The organism is Bifidobacterium sp. WK012_4_13 (assembly GCF_041080835.1).
Classification (GTDB): Bacteria; Actinomycetota; Actinomycetes; order Actinomycetales; family Bifidobacteriaceae; genus Bombiscardovia; species Bombiscardovia fermentum.
Map to the genome: position 1 here is coordinate 1,649,598 of NZ_CP129683.1, position 19,301 is coordinate 1,668,898.

Annotated in this window: 15 protein-coding genes and 1 pseudogene; 6 read left to right on the forward strand and 10 right to left on the reverse strand. The window is 56.6% G+C overall.

The features are described from left to right. The first annotated feature begins 2 nt into the window (after positions 1-2). The gene (locus QN062_RS06635; RefSeq protein ID WP_369341046.1) at positions 3-1,571 is read left to right on the forward strand and encodes a sodium:solute symporter; all 1,569 of its coding nucleotides are present in this window, start codon (positions 3-5) and stop codon (positions 1,569-1,571) included. 168 nt (positions 1,572-1,739) lie between these two features. Then, positions 1,740-2,996, forward strand: coding sequence for a hydantoinase/carbamoylase family amidase (locus QN062_RS06640; protein WP_369341047.1), 1,257 nt, complete (start codon positions 1,740-1,742; stop codon positions 2,994-2,996). Here the strand turns inward: QN062_RS06640 and trpS are convergent. After that, a complete protein-coding gene (gene trpS / locus QN062_RS06645) occupies positions 2,993-4,084 on the reverse strand; it encodes a tryptophan--tRNA ligase (protein ID WP_369341048.1) in 1,092 nt (363 codons plus the stop codon). The two genes, QN062_RS06640 and trpS, sit on opposite strands and share 4 nt — an antisense overlap. A gap of 157 nt (positions 4,085-4,241) precedes the next feature. Between trpS and QN062_RS06650 the strand changes: the two are divergent. Beyond that, positions 4,242-4,607: pseudogene (locus tag QN062_RS06650) on the forward strand (DUF3073 domain-containing protein); the annotation flags it as partial. Between the two features lie 506 nt (positions 4,608-5,113). Here QN062_RS06650 and QN062_RS06655 read toward each other — a convergent pair. Further along, positions 5,114-5,536, reverse strand: a complete 423-nt coding sequence (locus tag QN062_RS06655; RefSeq protein ID WP_369341049.1) for a sterol carrier family protein — start codon at positions 5,534-5,536, stop codon at positions 5,114-5,116. Between the two features lie 142 nt (positions 5,537-5,678). Between QN062_RS06655 and QN062_RS06660 the strand changes: the two genes are divergently transcribed. Both QN062_RS06660 and QN062_RS06665 read left to right on the forward strand, forming a co-directional pair. Further along, complete coding sequence (locus QN062_RS06660) at positions 5,679-8,135, forward strand: glycogen/starch/alpha-glucan phosphorylase (protein ID WP_369341050.1); 2,457 nt, start codon at positions 5,679-5,681, stop codon at positions 8,133-8,135. A 319-nt stretch (positions 8,136-8,454) separates the two neighbouring features. Continuing rightward, on the forward strand, positions 8,455-8,634 hold the full coding sequence (locus QN062_RS06665; RefSeq protein ID WP_369341051.1) for a hypothetical protein: 180 nt from the start codon (positions 8,455-8,457) through the stop codon (positions 8,632-8,634). A 98-nt stretch (positions 8,635-8,732) separates the two neighbouring features. Here the strand turns inward: QN062_RS06665 and QN062_RS06670 are convergent, their stop codons facing one another. Next, positions 8,733-9,017: a hypothetical protein gene (locus tag QN062_RS06670; RefSeq protein ID WP_369341052.1), complete on the reverse strand. Its 285-nt coding sequence runs from the start codon at positions 9,015-9,017 to the stop codon at positions 8,733-8,735. A gap of 188 nt (positions 9,018-9,205) precedes the next feature. Here QN062_RS06670 and QN062_RS06675 point away from each other — a divergent pair, with 188 nt between their 5' ends. Continuing rightward, complete coding sequence (locus tag QN062_RS06675) at positions 9,206-9,979, forward strand: rhomboid family intramembrane serine protease (RefSeq protein ID WP_369341053.1); 774 nt, start codon at positions 9,206-9,208, stop codon at positions 9,977-9,979. 163 nt (positions 9,980-10,142) lie between these two features. Here the strand turns inward: QN062_RS06675 and pknB are convergent, their stop codons facing one another. The 7 genes from pknB to QN062_RS06710 are packed head-to-tail and all read right to left on the reverse strand — an operon-like array spanning position 10,143 to position 19,241. Next, on the reverse strand, positions 10,143-12,347 hold the full coding sequence (pknB, locus tag QN062_RS06680) for a Stk1 family PASTA domain-containing Ser/Thr kinase (protein ID WP_369341054.1): 2,205 nt from the start codon (positions 12,345-12,347) through the stop codon (positions 10,143-10,145). Continuing rightward, a complete protein-coding gene (locus QN062_RS06685) occupies positions 12,344-13,381 on the reverse strand; it encodes a serine/threonine-protein kinase (protein WP_369341055.1) in 1,038 nt (345 codons plus the stop codon). The genes pknB and QN062_RS06685 overlap by 4 nt, the downstream gene beginning before the upstream one ends. Further along, on the reverse strand, positions 13,378-14,838 hold the full coding sequence (locus QN062_RS06690) for a peptidoglycan D,D-transpeptidase FtsI family protein (protein WP_369341056.1): 1,461 nt from the start codon (positions 14,836-14,838) through the stop codon (positions 13,378-13,380). The genes QN062_RS06685 and QN062_RS06690 overlap by 4 nt, the downstream gene beginning before the upstream one ends. Beyond that, a complete protein-coding gene (locus QN062_RS06695) occupies positions 14,831-16,444 on the reverse strand; it encodes an FtsW/RodA/SpoVE family cell cycle protein (RefSeq protein WP_369341057.1) in 1,614 nt (537 codons plus the stop codon). The genes QN062_RS06690 and QN062_RS06695 overlap by 8 nt, the downstream gene beginning before the upstream one ends. Further along, positions 16,444-17,988: a PP2C family serine/threonine-protein phosphatase gene (locus QN062_RS06700; RefSeq protein ID WP_369341058.1), complete on the reverse strand. Its 1,545-nt coding sequence runs from the start codon at positions 17,986-17,988 to the stop codon at positions 16,444-16,446. The genes QN062_RS06695 and QN062_RS06700 overlap by 1 nt, the downstream gene beginning before the upstream one ends. Positions 17,989-17,994: 6 nt before the next feature. Continuing rightward, positions 17,995-18,510 carry an FHA domain-containing protein gene (locus tag QN062_RS06705; protein ID WP_369341059.1) on the reverse strand — a complete coding sequence of 172 codons (516 nt, stop codon included), beginning with the start codon at positions 18,508-18,510 and terminating at the stop codon, positions 17,995-17,997. 29 nt (positions 18,511-18,539) lie between these two features. Further along, entirely contained in the window at positions 18,540-19,241 is a 702-nt protein-coding gene (locus QN062_RS06710; RefSeq protein WP_094692354.1) for a DUF3662 and FHA domain-containing protein, read from the reverse strand. Positions 19,242-19,301 lie beyond the last annotated feature (60 nt).

Below are 19,301 nucleotides of genomic sequence, written 5' to 3' on the forward strand. Positions count from 1 at the left end.
TCATGGTAATTATGTTCTCGATGATTGCGCTGTTCTTCGCTGCGGTCATAGCGATTCTGTACGTGACCCTTAAGAAGACCCGTTCGTTCGATGACTATGCGGTGGCAAGCAGGTCCTTTGGGCCTTGGTATGTGGCCATGTGCTATGTCAATTCCTGGTGGCCGGGAACTGTGTTCATCTCCTTCGCTGGGCTGAGCGTGACTTCCGGAGTATTCGGCTTCTATGGCCTGGCATATTCGACCCTGGGTCTCGCGTTCATGTATTTCATGGCAACGCGGGCATGGCGATGGGGCAAGCATTATGGGCTGGTGACTCAGCCTGATCTATTGAAGCTTCGCTACAATTCCAAGGCTGTCGGCATCATCACGTCCATCATTGGCGCTGTGGCGATCTTCCCGTGGACAGTGCTCGGCATGCAGGCCTTGGCGACGGTCTTCCACATTGCCAGCGAGGGGAGCTGGGCGTTGCCGGTCTGCCTCGTAGTCGGTCTGCTCGTCGTGCTCATACGCCAGATTTGGACCGTCCAGATGGGCATGCGAGGCTTGGTGTATACCGATATGTTCCAAGGCATCTTTGCCTATGTGATCGCTGCGATCGTGTGCATATGGCTTCTGGTGGCACCGAGCTCCCCTGCAAACTGGGGGGATCTGTCCCATCTGGCAGGCAACCTCATCAAAGTTCCAGGAGACGGCGATGGCTACGGTTCCCTGTATCTCTTCTGCCAGGTCTTCACAGGCGTGGTGGGGGCGCTCTGCTGGCCAATGAGCTTCGTGCGCATATACACGGCCAATAACATTCGCTCTGTCAAGAAATCCACGAATTATGCCATCATCATCTCCGGTGTGTTCTATGCGCTTCTGACCTTGGTGATGATTGCCGCCGCCCATATACCCAACGTTGCCAAGAATCCACAGGCAGGCTGGACGACACTGCTGCAGGACTATGGCGGCACATGGCTTATCGGGCTTGGACTGGTCATGATCTTCGCCGGGTCCATCGGACATATCGACGGCAGCGTTCAGGCGGCTGGAACCCAGATCGCGAATGACATTGTCGATAGCCGAAAGAACATGAGCGATCATCAAAAAACCGTATTCTCCAAGATATGCATGATCGTGTTCGTATTCGCCGCTGCGATCGCCGCATACTTCACCAATGGCATGCCTCGCTTGCAGCTGCTTGCGCAGATGTCGTACCAGGGCATAATCCAGATATCCGTCCCTCTGTTCCTCGGGGTCTTCTTTAAGTTTGGCAACAAGTTCGGTGCCATTGCCGGCATGGTTTCTGGCTTCGTGCTCGCCGCGGCGCTGACCATCGCGTTTCCGGACGACATTCCTGCACTGGGAAGTCTGACATCCGGCGTCGTGGGTCTTGTCGTCAATCTTGTCCTGTATGTGGTGGTGTCGATGGCCACGAAGACAGGCAAGGGAGAGGCCGAGAGAGTCAACGAACTGTTCCTGGTGGCTTCCGCATCGACTCCGGTGAGCGATCGTTCCACGGGTGCCGTCGAAGAGCCTGTCTCACTGGTGGCGATGGAAGGATCTGAGACGGCAGCAGCTCCATCGGCATAGACATGCATCTGTGAGAGTCTCCACACGGTTCCAGCCATATGCGAGGCGAGGATCGGCATTGCGAGTTCCGGCAATGCCTATTCTCGTCCTCCCTCATGCTTCCCCGTGCCCGGCACCATCGGCAGACGACATGTATCGAGACAATGAAGGTTGAAAGGGAAAAGGACGATGATGAAAGCAATGCCGCAGGACGCGTACTTCACGGAGATGTTTGCCCAACTCTCAGCGATCGGTCGGCTTCAGGATGGCGGAACGAACCGCATGGCCTTGACTGGCGAAGACATCGAACAGCGCCAGTGGTTCAAAGAACGACTTGAGGATGCCGGAGCCGTGGTTCATGTCGATCCGATCGGGAACATCTTTGGCGTGTTCGAATGGATGCGTGATGCTTCCTGCGTGCTGATCGGCTCCCATCTGGACAGCCAGGAGCATGGCGGCATCTTTGACGGCGCCTATGGTGTCGTTGCAGCTCTCGCGGTGGGCAGGCGCATCAATGGTCTGGTGTCTGAGGGCAAACTGCATCCGAAGCATAATCTGGCCGTTGTCTCGTGGACGAACGAGGAGGGGGCCCGCTTTGAGCCGAGCATCATGGGGAGCAGAGTGTATACGGGCGAGCTTTCCATGGAAGAGGCGCTCAGATCAAGGGATTTGCAAGACATGAGCATGCATGACGCACTTCTGGAATCGGGGTGGGCAGGCAGCGAATCCGCGCCTTCAGCCGTGGCATATGCGGAGATTCATGTCGAACAGGGAACGCAGCTCATCGAATCGCGGTCTAACATCGGCATGGTTACCGGCAATTGGGCTGCCGTCAAGATGGACGTCTCCATTGAAGGAGAGCAGTCTCACACAGGCGCCACAGCCATGGCGGATCGAAGGGATGCGCTTTTCGCAACGGCACTGCTGATCTGTGAAACGAGGAATCTGGTTGAGGAGTACCCAGAGGACGCGCTGCGAAGCTCTGCGACCAAATTGAGGACATTCCCACATTCTCCAAATATTGTGTCTTCCCACTGCACGATCCATATTGAAGTTCGTTCGGAATGCCTGAGCACGGCCCTGGAAGCCGCCGAGAAGCTGCAGAGCCGCTTTGCCAATATTGAGAGGCGGTCTGCGACGACCGTCACCCTGCTGCACAGGGAAGTGCGCGAGTCCATGCATTACTGGAATCCCGGGCTCGCGATCGCAGAGGAATCGGCTGTGGAATCAGGCTCAGCGGCCATGCGCATGAAAACCGTGTCTGGCCACGATTCAGTTGCCCTGAATGCCGTGATGCCTACCATCATGCTTTTCGTTCCCAGTGAGGGAGGATATGCCCACTCTCCCAAGGAGCTCACCAGCGGTTCCGATCAGCAGCAGGGCGTGCGGATGCTGGGAGCAGTGACGGCACGCCTCGTCACGATGTCTTCCTTCGAAGAGGTCTAATACACCATTCCCATGGCTGAGCGAACCTCGTCAAGCGTCGCTTCTGCGATTTCGTTGGCTCTGCGGTTCCCCTCCTCAAGTATGTCGCGCACGGAATCCATATCCTTCGCCAGCTCGGCTCGACGTTCGCGGTGGGGAGCGAGGAACGCATTCACCTCATCGGTCACATACTTCTTCAGGGTGCCTGACCCGCCGTTGCCGATCTCCTTGGCGATCTCTTCCGGCTTTCTTCCCGTTACCAAACCGGCTGTCGTGAGCAACGCGGAGACCTGCGGACGGGCGATCGGGTCGAAGGATATCATGCGCTCCGAGTCCGTCGGTGACTTCTTGATGAGCTTCGCGGTTTCCTCGGCTGTCGCGCCCAGCTGAATGGAATTGCCATACGACTTGCTCATCTTGCGCCCGTCAAGGCCCGGGATTTCAGGGGCTTCGGACAGGATTGCGGACGGCTCGGGGAATATCTCGTGCTTGGGGCTGTAGCGCTCGTTGAAGCGACGGGCAATCGTGCGCGTGAGTTCGACATGCGGCAGATTGTCCTTTCCAATCGGCACCACATTGGCCTTGCAGAACAGGATATCGCATGCCTGGTGCACTGGGTAGGTCAGCAGCAGGCCGGTGAGCGCGTGGCCGCTTGCCTCCATCTCGGATTTGACGGTCGGGTTACGATGCAGCTCGGCTTCCGTAATCAGCGAAAGGAATGGCAGCATCAGCTGGTTTTCCGCAGGGACTGCGGAATGCGTATAGATCATGGTCTTCTTGGGGTCGATGCCGGCCGCAAGGTAGTCCAGCACCAGGTTCAGCACATTGTCCTGAATGTGTTCGGTGGTGTCGCGGTCGGTGATGACCTGATAATCCGCGATGATCAGGTTCGTGTGCACGCCGCGCTCCTGCATCTGCACTCGTTCCTGAATCGATCCGAAGAAATGGCCGAGATGCAGTCTGCCCGTCGGGCGATCCCCTGTGAGCATCGTGAACTTCGAAGGATTCGCCTCGAGCTCAGCGAGCGTCTTGTCCGATCGCTTCTTGGCGGCAACAAAGCTCGCACTCATCTCATTACCAGCTGCAGTCAATTGCTCTACGTCCGTCATCGGCATGTCCCTTGTGTTGTTCTTGCAAAGAGTGTAAAAATTCTCGCTTTTATCGTAAAAGTCCGAGCAGACAACATATCTGGTGGTAACCTCTTATGTGATGGAAATTATGACATACATTGCCTAATACAGGCATCTAGCTGGCGAAGGGGGTCGGATGGGCCGCGGACGTCAGAAGGCTAAGCAGACGAAAATAGCCCGTAAGCTCAAATATCTGACAACTGATACCGATTACGATGAACTTGCGAAGGAACTCAGACACCAGGAAGCGGAAACGGATCACGTTGACCCCTTCGTCGAGGATTCCGAAAAGTATAATCGGGATGAGTCGGATTCATCTCATAACCATTCTTACGATAATGATGCAGATGACGTGAATCCCATTGATGATGATTTGGATGATTACGCCAAATGGGCAGCACAGGCAGCGGCGAAGGCAACGACGGGGGAGATTCCTGCCACGCCGGTCGTGCATAAACCCATTCCCATGCCAGTTCCCAGCATGCTCAAGCATAAGAGTGCCGCGGCGCATTCGAAGCGAACGTCAGGCGCAAAGTCCGGGAAGACGGCTGCTCGACGCGGCAAGGCTGGCGAGGCAAGTGCAGAGGTGAAAGTCACGGACTCGGCGTCAGCGACTCCCAAGGCATCCACATCGAGGAGCTCCACGACCAGACGCAGTCCATCGGTCAGGCGGGCTGCATCAGGTGCGAAGACCAGGCGGAGCGTCTCGGCGACTTCGGAATCCACTGCTGCGAAGGCTGCGAAGCCGCGCAGAAAGACTGCTGCGAAGCCAACGTCAAAGTCTCCCTCGACGTCGTCTGTTAAGGCGTCCGTCAAGGCGTCTTCCAAATCGTCTGCCAAGTCATCGAGCAAGCCAAAGGCTGCAGAACCAGCCGAGAAGGCTTCGACTGCAAGGGATTGATCGATGGCGAGGCATTGATTGCCTCCTGAGCATGTTGGGCATCGGAAGTACCGATTACCATGCACAGCATGCTCAACAGACAGGACTTCGGTGCCGACTCCAACGATTCAGACCAAGGGCAGCAAACCGCTCAGATCGTCTCTCTCACCTACGGCCGAGATATGACCCGCCTGCCTTTCATCATCCCATTTCGTGATTCCACATGCGAGGCGAAGCCAAACATCGGGCTCCAACTCGATGACGTCCGGCGGTGTGAGATTATGAGGGTCGGAAGCCGGGCCGTCAAGGATCTTCACGGCGCCCCAAGGTGCGACGCGAACCTCGACTCCGGGTCCTGGCGCTCGCAATTGCAGAAGATAAAGGGAATATCGGACGGACATGGCCCATATCTGCCGAGGAAGGTCAGGTGAGACAAAGTGTGCGTTCACACCGGAGTCAGAGTCTCGCAGCGCCTGTTCGCTCGCGCACTTCTTCCACCGTGCCAATGACTGTTCCCCAACGAAAACATCTTTTTCTCTAATGACTGCCATACGAACTGTTTAGCATGACGCGCTAACTTCACCTGTGGCCCGCCCCTAAATATCGGGATGTGTTTGCTTCATATCGCGAATTGCGGGCATAATGGGCATCGTAGCCGTTCGAGATTATTGCCATTATTGAAAGAGAGTTTTCATGGTTGATGTCACAGCGCCTCACGCATCCTTGTCTGTTGAGGATTTGAGGAAACGAATAACCACGAATTTGCAACATAGGCAGGGCGTAGGCCCCAAGGAAGCGACCGTCGCCGACGTATACAAGGCAACGGCGGAAGTGATCCGCGACTATCTGTCATCGTCCTGGCTCGATGCGACAAGGCGAATGGTTGAGGGAAACGTCAAGGCAGTCGGCTATCTGAGCGCTGAATTTTTGATTGGTCGACAACTTTCAAACGCATTGCTTAACGCCGGCCTGACCGATCAATTCGAGGGCGCCGTCAAGGAACTGGGATTCGAACCCAAGGATGTGATCGCCACGGAGCCGGAGCCCGGTCTGGGCAATGGCGGACTCGGACGTCTGGCCGCCTGCTATGTCGACTCGCTCGCATCGCTTGGCGTGCCCGCTTTCGGATATGGCATCCAATATCGCTATGGGATCTTCCGCCAGGAATTCGACGGTCAGGGTCGGCAGGTCGAGAAGCCTGATTATTGGCTTAGCGAGGGCAACCCATGGGGTCATGAGGACTTCGTGCGCTCGCAGCGGGTGAGCTTTGGTGGAACGGTCGTTGACGGCGAGAACGGCGCGCGCGTCTGGAAGCCGGATTGGTCAGTCAGAGCCGTGCCTGTCGATTATCTCGTTCCCGGATATGATTCCGGGAGGGTCAACACCCTGCGTCTGTGGACCGCGAAATCATATGATGAATTTGATCTGGCCACCTTCAACCGCTCGGATTACATGGGTGCGGTAATTCCACAGGTCGATGCGGAGAACATCACCAAGGTGCTGTATCCCGAGGATTCGACCCCACAGGGCAAGCGTCTGCGTCTGGAACAGCAGTACTTCTTCGTCTCGGCATCCATCCACGATGCCATTCGCACCTTCTATGCCGGCGAGGCTCAGCCCGATCTGACGACATTGCCTGACAAGATCTGCTTCCAGTTGAACGATACCCACCCCGTCATCGGCATCCCCGAGCTGATGCGCGTCCTGATGGACGAGTATGGCATCGATTGGGACACCGCCTGGGATGTGACGCGCAGAACCTTCAACTACACCTGCCATACCCTGCTCCCCGAAGCGCTCGAGGTCTGGCCTGCAAAGCTCATAGGAGAGCTGCTGCCACGTCATCTTGAAATCATCAAGGCGATCAACGCCCAGTTTGTCGAAGAGCTCGAGTCCAAGGGCATCGACCCGGAAGGCATCGATCGGATGCGCATCTTCACTGACGGCCCAGACGCCCAGATCCGCATGGCATATCTGGCAACGGTCGGGGGTTCATACGTGAACGGTGTCGCGGCACTGCACTCTCAGCTGCTTAAGGATGTGACGCTCAAGGATTTCAGTGCGGCGTATCCCGACAAGTTCACCAACGTGACGAACGGAGTGACACCTCGCCGCTTCATCAAGCTTGCAAATCCGAGGCTTTCCGACCTGATCACCGAGGGGCTGGGGAGCGACAGATGGATTCATGATCTGGATGAACTCGAAGGACTCGTCCCTCTGGCTGATGATGCCAGCTTTGTGGAGCGCTTCCGCAAGGTCAAGGATGCGAACAAACGTGATTTCGCTGCGTATGCAAGCGACAAGTTCGGTTTCTCCATCGACACCGGAACGATGTTCGATTCAATGATCAAGCGTCTGCACGAATACAAGCGTCAGTCGTTGAAGATCCTTGCCGTGATAGCCGAATACGCAGCAATCAAGGATGGCTCGGCGGACGTCGACGAGATTCAGCCGCGTTCGGTCTTCTTTGGCGCGAAGGCTGCTCCTGGCTATGCGATGGCCAAGCTGACGATTCGGCTGATCAACAATGTCGCCCGCGTCGTCAACGACGATCCAGCCGTCAAGGGCAAGCTGGCGGTCTACTTCCCATGGAACTACAACATCGATCTTGCGGAGCACCTGATTCCTGCGACCGAGCTGGACGAGCAGATTTCTCAGGCAGGAAAGGAGGCGTCCGGGACTGGCAACATGAAGTTCGCGCTCAACGGCGCGTTGACAGTCGGCACCCTGGATGGCGCCAATGTCGAGATCCGTGAGCGGGTGGGCGCCGATAACTTCTTCCTCTTCGGCCTTGAGGTCGACGATGTCGAGAAGCTCTATGCCGATGGATATGACCCGATGAAATACGTTCATGCCGATTCCCGGCTGCGTCGCGCGATCGATATGGTCGCCGACGGCACTTTCTCGAACGGCGATCGGAATGCATACGCAGCTCTGACCTCAGACTGGCTGACCCATGACTACTTCATGACGATGGCTGACTTCACCGCATACATGGATATTCAGAAGGAGATCGAAGAGACCTATCAAAAGCCTGATGAGTGGGCTCGCAAGGCCATCCTCAACGTCGCGCATAGCGGTTTCTTCAGCTCTGACCGTGCGATTGAGGATTATCTCAGGGACATCTGGCATACACAACCGCAGCGTTGACTGGGCTCGCGGCTCTGATTGGCTCGGCCCGCATCTGTAGGTTCGTGGCTGGTGGAGAGTTCAAAGCAGGTCATGTCCAGCCTGCCCTGAACTCTCCGACGCTGAGGCGCTGACGCCTTGCAGCAAGGATGGAGGGTGGAGTTCCGCCCATTCCGGCATCCCGCATCATGAATCCCACAAGGCAAAGAAAAGGTTGGGGCTGGAAACGTTCGAAGCGTTCCAACCCCAACCTTGATGTATCCTCATAACAGCGTTATCGGCTGTGTCGCGCCACCTATGCCGTTGCACCATCAATTCGACTGGAATCGATAATCCACGGGTGGTCTTGGCAATCGACTCCGTATTTCAGACCGTCATGGCAGCCATGCACAATGATTCGTCACTCCACACGATGCAGGCAATCACGGTGCAGACATTCACGATGCAGGCAATCACGATGCAGGCAATCACGATGCAGGCAATCACGATGCAGGCAATCACGATGCAAATCGAATCCTGACACATGAATTCCTGACACATGAATTCCTGACACATGAATTCCTGACACATGAATTCCTGACACATGAATTCATGGCGTATCTGTGGACGATTTCTGTATTATTTGGCCTCTGACTCAGAATCTGCGTCTTCGGAAGCCTCTTCCGCATCTTCATCGGAATCGGTGTCCTTATCGGAATCCTCGTCTGCATCGGAAGCGGCATCCTTCTCGGACTCCTTCGCAATGCCCAGATCGACCGGTGAAGAGCTGTTCTCCCACGGTTCCTCCCAAGGATCATAATCAGGATTCTGCTGCTTGTAAATGTAGAGTCCGACGACACCTGCGAGTAGTGCGCCGAACAGCAGCGCAAAGAATTTCCAGCCGTTTGAAGACTTTTTCTCCATGGTGGCTCCTTTCAGCGATGAATGTCGGCCTGCTCTTCCAAGCCAACGCTAGTTACCTATCTTAACGGTGGTTATGTGGCGATTGCGTGTGAATAGTGTGAAGCGAACGACAATGTTTGCTTACGATACCCTGTGCTCCGGCCCATGCTTCGGTTACAGGCGCCACCGGTATTGTTAGAGTTATATCTATGCAGAATGGCTTTCATGGCTTCAGTAACTTCAACAATCGTTCTCCCCTGCGCACTCTTGTGGATCCGCAGGCGATCAAGCGGTCCTGGCGCAGCGGCGGACCGGTCATCACTGGCAGCGTCATTGTGCTCTGCGTGTCTGTGTGGCTGGTTGAGACAGTCTTTCGATTTCTGTTTCCCGGATTATTCAGCCTGATGATGAATGGTGGCATCTTCGCCCCAGTCTATTCCGCCACACAGCCTTGGAGGTATGTGACCTCGCTGTTCATGCATTCGCCTAATTTCCTGCATGTGCTGTTCAACATGATGGCCCTATGGTCGGTCGGACCGATGCTGGAACGGTTGATGGGGCATTGGCAGTATCTCGGCCTCTATCTCATCTCAGGGCTGGGAGGATCGGCAGGATTGGTGCTCTGGGCGGTCATACAGCCAAGTTCAGGCTGGTTCTCGGCGGCATATGGCGCCTCAGGCGCGATCTTTGGACTGTTCGGGGCGGTGCTGGCCGTCTTCCGAAGAATCGGTGCCGACATAAGGCCAATGCTGATCTGGATTGGCGTCAACTTTCTGATGCCGTTCGTCATCAGTGGCATCGCGTGGCAGGCTCACGTTGGCGGCTTCATCACCGGCCTTGCGCTCACTGAGCTGCTTACGCATGGACCTGCGCTGCTCAGAGGAAAGAAGTTCTCTGTCAGAATGTGGATATATGGCGGTTTTTGCGTTGCCGTGCTCGTTGCGACCATAGCTGCCTGCAATACGGTCAATCCTCTGCTGTGATTCCTACGCGTCCGGCCCAAACCTGCCCTGCCGTGCAGTTCAATAGGCATCGTGTCGAATCGGCAATGTGAATCCGACAAATCACATGGATGTAGTTTATCCACATCTGTGCATAAAGATGTGGATAACTTGTGGATAGCCTGTGGACTGTTGTGGAAAACTCTCAGTCACCCGATGAATCGTCGCCTGAGGACGAGGATGCGGTACCGACATACAGCGTCACTGCATTGTTGCTGTCAGCGCTTGCCGAGATCACCTTGTCCACCTGGGATGAGTCGGAAGTGCTCTGTGACTGGGTCGTGAAACTCGTATATCCATAGGTCTGCAAGGTGGTCTTTGCCTCCTGTTCGGATTTTCCGGCGACCAATTGCAGTCCGCTTGAATTCGGTGTCGTGGTCAGCGTGATGGTCGCTCCCTTGTCGGCCTGTGTGCCGGACTGCAGGTCCTGTGCGGTCACCTTGGCGTTGTTCACATTCGGGCTGCCGGATGAAAGCTTGACGGTCAGCTTTCCATCGAGCGCGGTTTTGGCCGAACTCAGCGTCTTGCCGACATAGTTGCCTAGGGTTATCTGTTGCTTGCCGTTCGAAACGTAGACGTTAACGGTCGTTCCCTGCTCGACCGACGTTCCGGAAGCGGGATCTGTCCTGGTGACGGAACCTGAGGCAACGGTGTCCGAGTTCTCCTGCGTGATTGTACCGATGCGCAATCCCTGGTCCTGGATCAGCTTGGTCACGGCATCCTGGGTCTTGCCGACCAGATCGGCCGGAACCTGAGTCATGCCGGATGAGATGTAGAGGAGTATGCTTCCGCCCTTCTCGAGTGATTCACCCGCCGCAGGGTCGGTACGTGTCACATGGTCCTTCTCGATGGTCGCGCTGTCTTCGACAGAAGCCGACGAGCTCACCTTGAAGCCAGCATCCTCGAGGGTCTTGCGTGCCGCTTCCTGCGGACTTCCGGATACATCAGGCACCTGAACCGATTGAGGTCCGGCGGAGAACCAGACGGTCACGGTCGTGCCCTTGGCCACCTTTTTCCCACCCGCAGGGCTTTGCTTGGTGAACGTTCCAGCGGCCTTGTCTGAAGTCGTATCCTGCTTTTGCTGGTATTTCAGGCCGGCGTCAACGATCAGCTCCTTGGCTCTCGCCTCGGACATCTGGGATGTGATGGTAGGGACGGCAACCTGTTCGTTCGACTCCTGGTTGGAGATGGCCCAGACACCCAGCGCGATGCCGAGCAAGGCAAGCAAGGCGATGATTGAGATGATCACTGCACGCTTCTTGCGCTTCTTCTTTTCCTGCGCCGCACGTTGGGCGGCCCGGCTTTCGACTCCGTTCGCCGAGGGAACCGCCTCGAACTGGCCGGTGACCGGGTTGAAGGCCTGAGTGGCGGATACCGTCTCGGACTGTGGGGACATGGCGACCGTGGCGGTGCCCTGCTCGGCGTCCTTGCGGGCCTGCATGTTGCTTAGGTCAGTCAGAGGGTTGAATGCGGCCGCAACCGGCGTGCCGCCATTCATGAAGGTCAGCACATCGTTCTTGAACTCCGCGGCTGTCGTGTAGCGGTTTCTGCGATCCTTGGCCATCGCCTTGGCACAGATCGAATCCCACATCTTCGGAAGACCCGGAACGATGTTGCTCGGCGGGGTCGCGACTTCGGAGACGTGCTGATACGCGATTGCCACGGCAGAGTCACCGACGAATGGAGGCCTGCCGGTCACCATCTCATAGAGCACGCAGCCTGCTGAATACAGGTCGGAGCGCACATCGACCGTCTCTCCTCTGGCCTGCTCGGGACTCAGATACTGCGCCGTTCCGACGACCCCCTGCGACTGCGTCATCGTGGCTGCGGAGTCATCGAGCGCGCGTGCGATGCCGAAGTCCATGACCTTGACCGTGCCCTGATCGCTGATCATGATGTTTCCGGGCTTGATGTCACGGTGGATGATTCCCATGCGATGGGAATATTCAAGGGCATTGAGCACTCCGAGCATGACCTGCTCGGCATCACGCTGGCTCAGGGCGCCATTGGCTCGAAGAACGTCGCGCAGCGTCTGTCCCTTGACGAACTCCATGACCAGATAGGGCACGCGTTCATTGTGACCTGCTTCGTCGGTGAGTGTCTCCTCGCCGGAATCATAGATCGAAACGATGTTGGGGTTGTTCAGCTGTGCGACTGAGTGCGCCTCGCGGCGGAAGCGGGAGAGGAAGATCTCATCGTTCGTCAGATCGGAACGCATGATCTTGATGGCGACGGTGCGGCCAAGGCGCATATCCCGAGCAACATGAACCTCTGCCATGCCGCCACGGCCGATAAGCTGTCCAAGCTCGTAACGGCCGTTGGCCAATGAGTTCGGCAATGGAGTGCTCATTTCGAATCCTCTCTTCTTGACATCTCTGATTCGGTGTCCAAGTATCTGCCAATGCGGTCGGCGACCGGAGTCTGACCGGCGGCATCCGAGTGACCGCTTGCGCGCCATGCTGCCTGCATCATATGCCGTACAGAGTGTGGGGCGCTCACAACCTTACGGGGGAGTCTAGAACCAGGTTGGAAAATCATTTCAGTATCGAGGGTCTGCTGGTCGAGCAGCCTCCGCTGGATTCTGGCAAGCGTTCGTGCAACGCTCAGCGCATCGGTGGGACGATCCTTGGGATCCTTCGCCAGCATCGACATCACATAGCCAGCCAACTGCATGTCAGTCGTGTCTGGCAGAGGGGGAACCGGCTCGTTCACGTGCGCTGCGGCGATATCGACCGGTGTGGCCCCGGTGAACGGACGGTGCCCGCAAAGACCTTCATACGCGACGACTCCAAGCGAATATATGTCGGATCTGGCGGTGGCCTGGAAACCCTGCGCTTGCTCGGGAGAAATGTATTGCGCCGTTCCGACGACCATTCCATCTTGGGTGATCTGCGCCTGGTTGGTGGAATAGGACACCCCAAAATCAGTGATCTTGACCTCGCCATTGTCGGAAACCATGATGTTCGCCGGTTTCACATCGCGATGAATCACGCCATGGGAGTGTGCGACGAAGAGCCCTCGAGCCGTCTGAATCAGTATTGGCAGGAGTTCGGTGGGATCCATCGCTCCGGATTCCTGGAAGATCTGGGCAAGCGAACGGCTGGGCACGTATTCCATGATGAGAAAACCGATGCCGTCATGCTCGTAATACTCGAACAGGGCGGCTATGTTGGGATGGGCAAGATTGGCTGAATTATGGGCTTCGACGCGCAGACGACGGAGCTTGGCCTCCTCCTGGACCACGTCTCCCCGCAATGCCTTGATGGCGACGGTTCGGCCGAGCTCGATGTCGTAGCCCTTCCATACCTCGCCCATGCCGCCTTGCGCAAGGCGCTGGTCAAGGCGGTAGCGGCGATGTATGAGCTGCCCTTCGACCAATCTCATTGCAACGCCTCCTTCATGATCTGCTGCATTATCGGGCCTGCAGCGTCAACGCCATATGTCGTCACGTTATGCACGACGACGGCCACCGCGATCTTTGGACTGTTTGCAGGCGCGAAGCCGATGGTCCACGCATCATTCGAACCGCCCGAGCCAATCTGCGCGGTGCCGGTCTTGGCTGCCACCTTGACGTTGCTTATCGCAAGCTCAGGCGCGTCCTTGGTAACGACATCCTCCATCATCGAAGTGAGCTTGGTGGCAGTATCCGAGGAGAATGCCTGGGAGTATTCCTCGGGAGAGGTCTTGGAGAGCACGCTCAAATCGCTTGCACGCACACGGTCGACGATCGTTGGCTTCATCAGCTTCCCACCGTTGGCGACGGCGGCCGCGACCATCGCATTCTGCAGCGGTGTCTCCACATTGTCGCCCTGACCGATGGAGGCCAAAGCCAGCTTGTCCTTCGTGGCGGAAGTCGGGAAGACTGATGCCGTTGACTTCATCGGCAAGCCCGTTGCCGTGCTGCCGTCAAGAGTCATCGACGATCCGAAGCCGAACTTCTTCGCCTGACTGGCAATCGTGGACTGGCCAAGGCTCACGCCGAGCTGTGAGAACGCGGTGTTCGAGGAATACGAAAGCGCGTCGTTAAGAGTGATCTTCCCATTCGTTCCATCGCCGGAGGACACGGCATTCGTCAGCTTCGTCTCCGTGCCTGGAAGGGTATATGAGCTCCCAGCCGGGATCTCGGTTGTCGTGTCATATTTTCCGCTTTCAAGCGCAGCGGCGGCAACGACGACCTTGAATGTGGACCCGGGTGGATAGTACTGGTTAATCGCTCGGTTGAGCATCGGGTTATTGGAATTGGATGCCAGTGCGGAATATTGCTTAACCGCATTTTCCGAGTTATGCGTCGCCAGAACGTTGGGATCGTAGCTTGGCGTGCTCACCATCGCAAGGATTCTACCCGTGCTTGGTTCGATGGCCACGACCGATCCCGACTGACTTCCCAGCAGCTTGTAAGCCAGGGTCTGCAGCTTGGTGCTGATCGAGGTTTCAATCGAAGCTCCGCGATTCTGCGTTCCTGTGAGCTGGGACTTGACCCGCTCCCACCACAGGCTGTCGGACTGTCCGCTCAACAGCTCGTTGCTCGAAGCCTCGATGCCCCTGTCTGCACGCGAGGTGATCGAGTAATAGCCCGTTACTGGTGCATATACCGCACCATTGGAATATTTCCGCTGATATTGGAACGAGTCATTGATGGCGGTGGATTCCGCCAGAACGGTTCCATCGGAGGCAAGGATGGAACCTCTTGGCAGTCCGTATTCCTGATACAGTGCCCGTGTGTTCCTGGGGTCTGCGTTGAGCTCGTTGGTTCTGAAAGTCATCAGCAGCGTCGTTGAAAAGCCAAGAACGACGAAAAGCACCAGGACAGCGGTAAAGAGCTGACGTAGATTCTTATTCATTGCGATGCCCCCTGACCGTTCTTGGCTTTCGCGTCTGCACGTCGATCTGTGCCGAAGACTGTGACCGTGGTTGCCGCTCCGATCGTTGCTGCGAAGGTTGCCGCTCCTGATCGGGCGGATGCGTCGGCGTCTGCACCTGAGTCGCCTCGTCATCGTGGGCCTGTGGTTCGGGATCGCGGATGATCGCCATGGTCGCCGTATCAGAAGCTGCCTGCTCAGCCTTGTTCTTCTCGACCTCATGCTTTCTCAAAGCTGCCAAAGCCTGATATTGGAAGGTGTCTGACAGGACTTGAGGATCTGGTTTGTTGGCCTCGTTGGAGATGATGATCAGCAGTGTGACCAAGATGAAATTCGCAAGGAGACTCGAACCGCCTGCCGCCATGAACGGCATGGTGAGGCCGGTCAATGGAATGACCAGGGTTATGCCTCCCACGACGGTGAAGACCTGGAAGGCCATGGTGAACACCAGTCCGGAAGACAGAAGCTTGCCGAATCCATCGGTTACCTTCATGGCCGTGATCATGCCTGAACTGATGATAAGCAGATAAAGAATGAGAACAAGCATGAGTCCGGTAAGGCCAAGCTCCTCTCCCACGGAAGAATAGATGAAATCAGAGTTTGCCAACGGTGTGATCCAAGGATGCCCCTGTCCCAGGCCAGTGCCCAGCAGTCCACCTGAGGCAAGACCGAAGACACCCTGGACCAGCTGGCCTGAACCGCCATATGTCTTGTTGTATTCGGCGCTGCTGAAGGGGTTGAGCCATGCGGTGACACGGTCGCCGACATGGCTGAAGACCATGGCCGAGGCAATCGCGCCGATCACGAAGAACACCGCTCCGATGAATATCCAGCTCTTCTGGCCTGTTGCGACGTACAGCATTGAGACGAACATTGCAAAGAACATCAATGAGGTTCCCAAATCATGCTGCAATACCAAAACGCCCATCGAAACTACCCATACGACGATGATCGGCCCCAAATCGCGCGTTCTGGGAAGCCTGATGCCGAGAATCTTCCTGCCTCCGACGGCAAGCTGATCGCGATGGTCGAAGAGATAGGAAGCGAAGAAGAAAGCGAGGAACAGTTTGGCGAATTCGCCTGGTTGCAGGCTGTGGCTCCCTATGCCCAGCCAGATGCGGGCTCCGCCGATTTCCCGGCCGATGCCTGGAAGCATGGGAGAGAGCAGCAGGACGATGCCGATGACCATGCTGACATATGAGAATTTTCGAAGGACGCGGTAATTCCTCAGAAAGACGACAAGAAGGCAGCACAGCACTAGGGCGCACGCAAGCCATATCATCTGCTTGTTGCCCGCGTCGGAGTCGACGCCAAGCTTCCTGTTGCCGACGTCGATTCGTGAGATCATGGTGATGCCTATGGCGTTGAGAATCATGACGCAGGGCAGAATGGACTGGCTCGCGTATGGCAGGAACGTGACGATAAGTACCCATAGCAAGATGAACAGTGCCGCGACGACCAACAGAAGGATTCCAAATTGAGCGGGGAACGTGCCGGTCGTGCGCTCAAACATCTGGAAGAACGACATGCCGCTGATTGCCATCGCCACAATCATCAGCGAGGCCTGGCGCAGGCGTGCTCGAATCATCACTTGCCTCCCTCGGAACTCGCAGACGAGCTCGAAGAGGGACTCGAGGTTGAATTCGAAGATGATGGAGAACTCGAAGCCTCGGAATCATTGAGGTTCGTCGCCTCTCTCTTGATAAGAGAGGCATGGCTTTCCGCCTCGTCGAGGCTTGACACGACTATGCCTTCGGACAGCTGTTCGCGCCAGGACTTTGGCAGCGAAGACACCTTGACCTTGGTCTTCTTTACTTCGTGGGAAAGGCTGAAACCGAAGAAATTCGTCGGAACGCCCTGATAGATGACCATCGAATCGTTGGATTCACCAAGATAATATTGAGTCTGACTCCATCGATACGCTCCGAATCCTCCCACCAAGATGCACAGCAGAACCGCTGCGAGAATGCTGACGATCGTCACTCGGATACGGCGAACCTTCGTGTTCCTCTCGTGGATTTCCTTGTAATGGGCGCTTCGGATGGCATTCGCCACTTCAGGATCGTTCGGATCGGCGCTTGAGGTGCCGTCCTGCTTGTGAACGATGGGAATCTCGCCGGTGTCGGGAACGAGTCTTCGTCCGCTTTCCTCCCTTTCGGTCGATGGCTGTGCGACACGGGCCGTCGAACCCTGAGAGGTCTGTTGAGAAGGATTCCGCAGCGCCGCAGCCCTTCTCGCAGGGTTGTTGCCGCTTTGTCTGAGAGCGGGGGCGCTGGCAACCTGGCTGCCAATGATGTCGGCTATCGGTTCGAGGGAGCTTCCCGCTGCTCCGCCAATCAGAGGCGTCTGATGTGGAAGGTCGAACGCGTCCGCATCCAGGGCAAGGGTGGCATCGGCGATGATGGCAGTCACGTTATCCGTGCTTCCCGCCTTCAGCGCCATCGTCACCAGGCGTTGCGCGCATTCCTCCTGGTCGGAGACGGATTCCAGAACCTCCTGGATGGTGGAGTCCTCAAATACTCCGCAGAGCCCATCGGAGCATAGAAGCCAGCGGTCCGCGGCATGCGCAGCACGAATGGATATGTCTGGCCGCGGGTCGATGTCAAAATCGCCCAGGACTCGCATCACCACATTGCGTTGAGGATGGTTCTTTGCCTCTGCCTCACTGATTCGCCCTGTGTTGATGAGGTGCTGAACATAGCTGTGATCCTGCGTCATGCGGATCAGCTTTCCATCACGAAGCAGATAGCCCCGCGAATCCCCGATATGTGCCAAGACCCAGTATCCGGCCACCAAAGAGACCGCGGTGACTGTAGTGCCCATGCCTGACAGCTTGCGCTCTCGCGTCGCCTTGCCGACGATCGCATCATGTGCAGCCATCACCGATGTCTCCATCATTCGTGCCACTGCCTGCACATCGTTATCATCGTCATCGCGCTCAATGTGTGCAAGTGAGAGCACCGCGATCGTGGACGCCGTGTCACCGCCCGCATGGCCGCCCATGCCATCGCATATGGCTGCGAGCCTTTGACCGGCGAATGCGGAATCCTGATTGTTGCTGCGGACGTATCCGATGTCGGAGACCGCAGTCGAATAGAGGAACAGCGCATGAGCTGGTGTCATATCGGTCATTCTCTATTACCTCAGCTCGAAAGTCGTTGCACCAATGCGCACTGGGACTCCCGCCGGCAAAGTCACGGGTTCGTCTATGCGCTGCCCGTCCACGACCGTGCCATTGGTGCTGCCCAGATCCTCGATAACCCAGGTTCCGCTCTGCGGATCCTGGAAAATGCGAGCATGATGCGAAGACACGAATTCATCTTCCAGAACCATTGTATTGGAAGCCGCGCGTCCCAAGGTAATTGCCTGGTGGCTCAATGGAATGGACACTCCCGCAGTCGGTCCGTCAATGACCACGAGCAACGTCGGGCCCTCATCCTGCGATGTGGCGTTTGAAGCCTGAGCGCGCGCCGAGGAGCGCTGCGCCCTCGCGGCGTTCCGATTGGCCGCCTTGGCTCTCTTGCGCCGTGCGCGCGAGGTGGTGGGGCTGAAACTTTGAATGTCCTTGCGCAGCGAACGTACGGCGAGCCATGCGAAAACCCATAGGACCAATAGGAATCCGTATTTGAGGAAGGCGAATGTGAGTTCAGTCATGTTGATTCGACCCTTGCCTCGGTCAAGGCTTAATCCTGCTCCTGTGATGATGCCCAGTACAGAATGCGAGTGCGACCGATGGTTATTGTGTTGCCGTCAAGAAGCGTAGCCGCAGGTACCTGATGGCCTTCGACGTACGTGCCATTCGTGGATCCAAGGTCGCGTGCTATTACGCCCTTGTCCGTGACGTCGATTTCGAGGTGCCTGCGAGATATGCCGGGATCGTCTATGACGATGTCGCAGTTCGAGCCGCGGCCCAGCACGGTCTTCGGCGCTGTGAGCAGATATTGACGTCCATTGATCTCGAGCGCGGGGCAATCCTTGGAGCTCGATTGCGGAGAGGCTGGAGCCGCATTGCCCTGAACGGATTCCGAACTCAGATGGAAATCGCCCGCTCCGAGGTTCAAGTCTTCTTCGAAGATGACGACGACAGGGCCGACGAAGGCATAATGCTGGGTTTCAGCATATTTGGTCAGCTTGTCAGCAAGTTCGTTGGCCAGGGTTTCGGATCCCCACTGCTCTATTCTGTCAAAATCCGGAGTGGAAAGCTTGAATCGGTATTCGTTCGGTGCGACAGTCCGATCGCGACCCATTGCCATTGCCTGAGAATCAATCTCACGTTCCAAGGCACTCGACAGGTCAACGGGCTGAAGATCCTTGGAGCCAAATTTTGAGAACACGCCGTTGACGGCACCTTCAACGCTTTTCTCAAAACGGTCGAGAACGCTCATGGTCATCCCTTTCTATATGCTCACTACATCTTACGCAGAGTTGAGAATTCACCGCACCAT

What these genes read in the sequence shown, in the direction of transcription:
- QN062_RS06635 (WP_369341046.1), top strand. Translation starts at nt 3, where the DNA reads ATGGTAATTATGTTCTCGATGATTGCGCTGTTCTTCGCTGCGGTCATA.
- QN062_RS06640 (WP_369341047.1), top strand. Translation starts at nt 1,740, where the DNA reads ATGATGAAAGCAATGCCGCAGGACGCGTACTTCACGGAGATGTTTGCC.
- trpS (WP_369341048.1), bottom strand. Translation starts at nt 4,084, where the DNA reads ATGACGGACGTAGAGCAATTGACTGCAGCTGGTAATGAGATGAGTGCG.
- QN062_RS06655 (WP_369341049.1), bottom strand. Translation starts at nt 5,536, where the DNA reads ATGGCAGTCATTAGAGAAAAAGATGTTTTCGTTGGGGAACAGTCATTG.
- QN062_RS06660 (WP_369341050.1), top strand. Translation starts at nt 5,679, where the DNA reads ATGGTTGATGTCACAGCGCCTCACGCATCCTTGTCTGTTGAGGATTTG.
- QN062_RS06670 (WP_369341052.1), bottom strand. Translation starts at nt 9,017, where the DNA reads ATGGAGAAAAAGTCTTCAAACGGCTGGAAATTCTTTGCGCTGCTGTTC.
- QN062_RS06675 (WP_369341053.1), top strand. Translation starts at nt 9,206, where the DNA reads ATGCAGAATGGCTTTCATGGCTTCAGTAACTTCAACAATCGTTCTCCC.
- pknB (WP_369341054.1), bottom strand. Translation starts at nt 12,347, where the DNA reads ATGAGCACTCCATTGCCGAACTCATTGGCCAACGGCCGTTACGAGCTT.
- QN062_RS06685 (WP_369341055.1), bottom strand. Translation starts at nt 13,381, where the DNA reads ATGAGATTGGTCGAAGGGCAGCTCATACATCGCCGCTACCGCCTTGAC.
- QN062_RS06690 (WP_369341056.1), bottom strand. Translation starts at nt 14,838, where the DNA reads ATGAATAAGAATCTACGTCAGCTCTTTACCGCTGTCCTGGTGCTTTTC.
- QN062_RS06695 (WP_369341057.1), bottom strand. Translation starts at nt 16,444, where the DNA reads ATGATTCGAGCACGCCTGCGCCAGGCCTCGCTGATGATTGTGGCGATG.
- QN062_RS06700 (WP_369341058.1), bottom strand. Translation starts at nt 17,988, where the DNA reads ATGACCGATATGACACCAGCTCATGCGCTGTTCCTCTATTCGACTGCG.
- QN062_RS06705 (WP_369341059.1), bottom strand. Translation starts at nt 18,510, where the DNA reads ATGACTGAACTCACATTCGCCTTCCTCAAATACGGATTCCTATTGGTC.
- QN062_RS06710 (WP_094692354.1), bottom strand. Translation starts at nt 19,241, where the DNA reads ATGAGCGTTCTCGACCGTTTTGAGAAAAGCGTTGAAGGTGCCGTCAAC.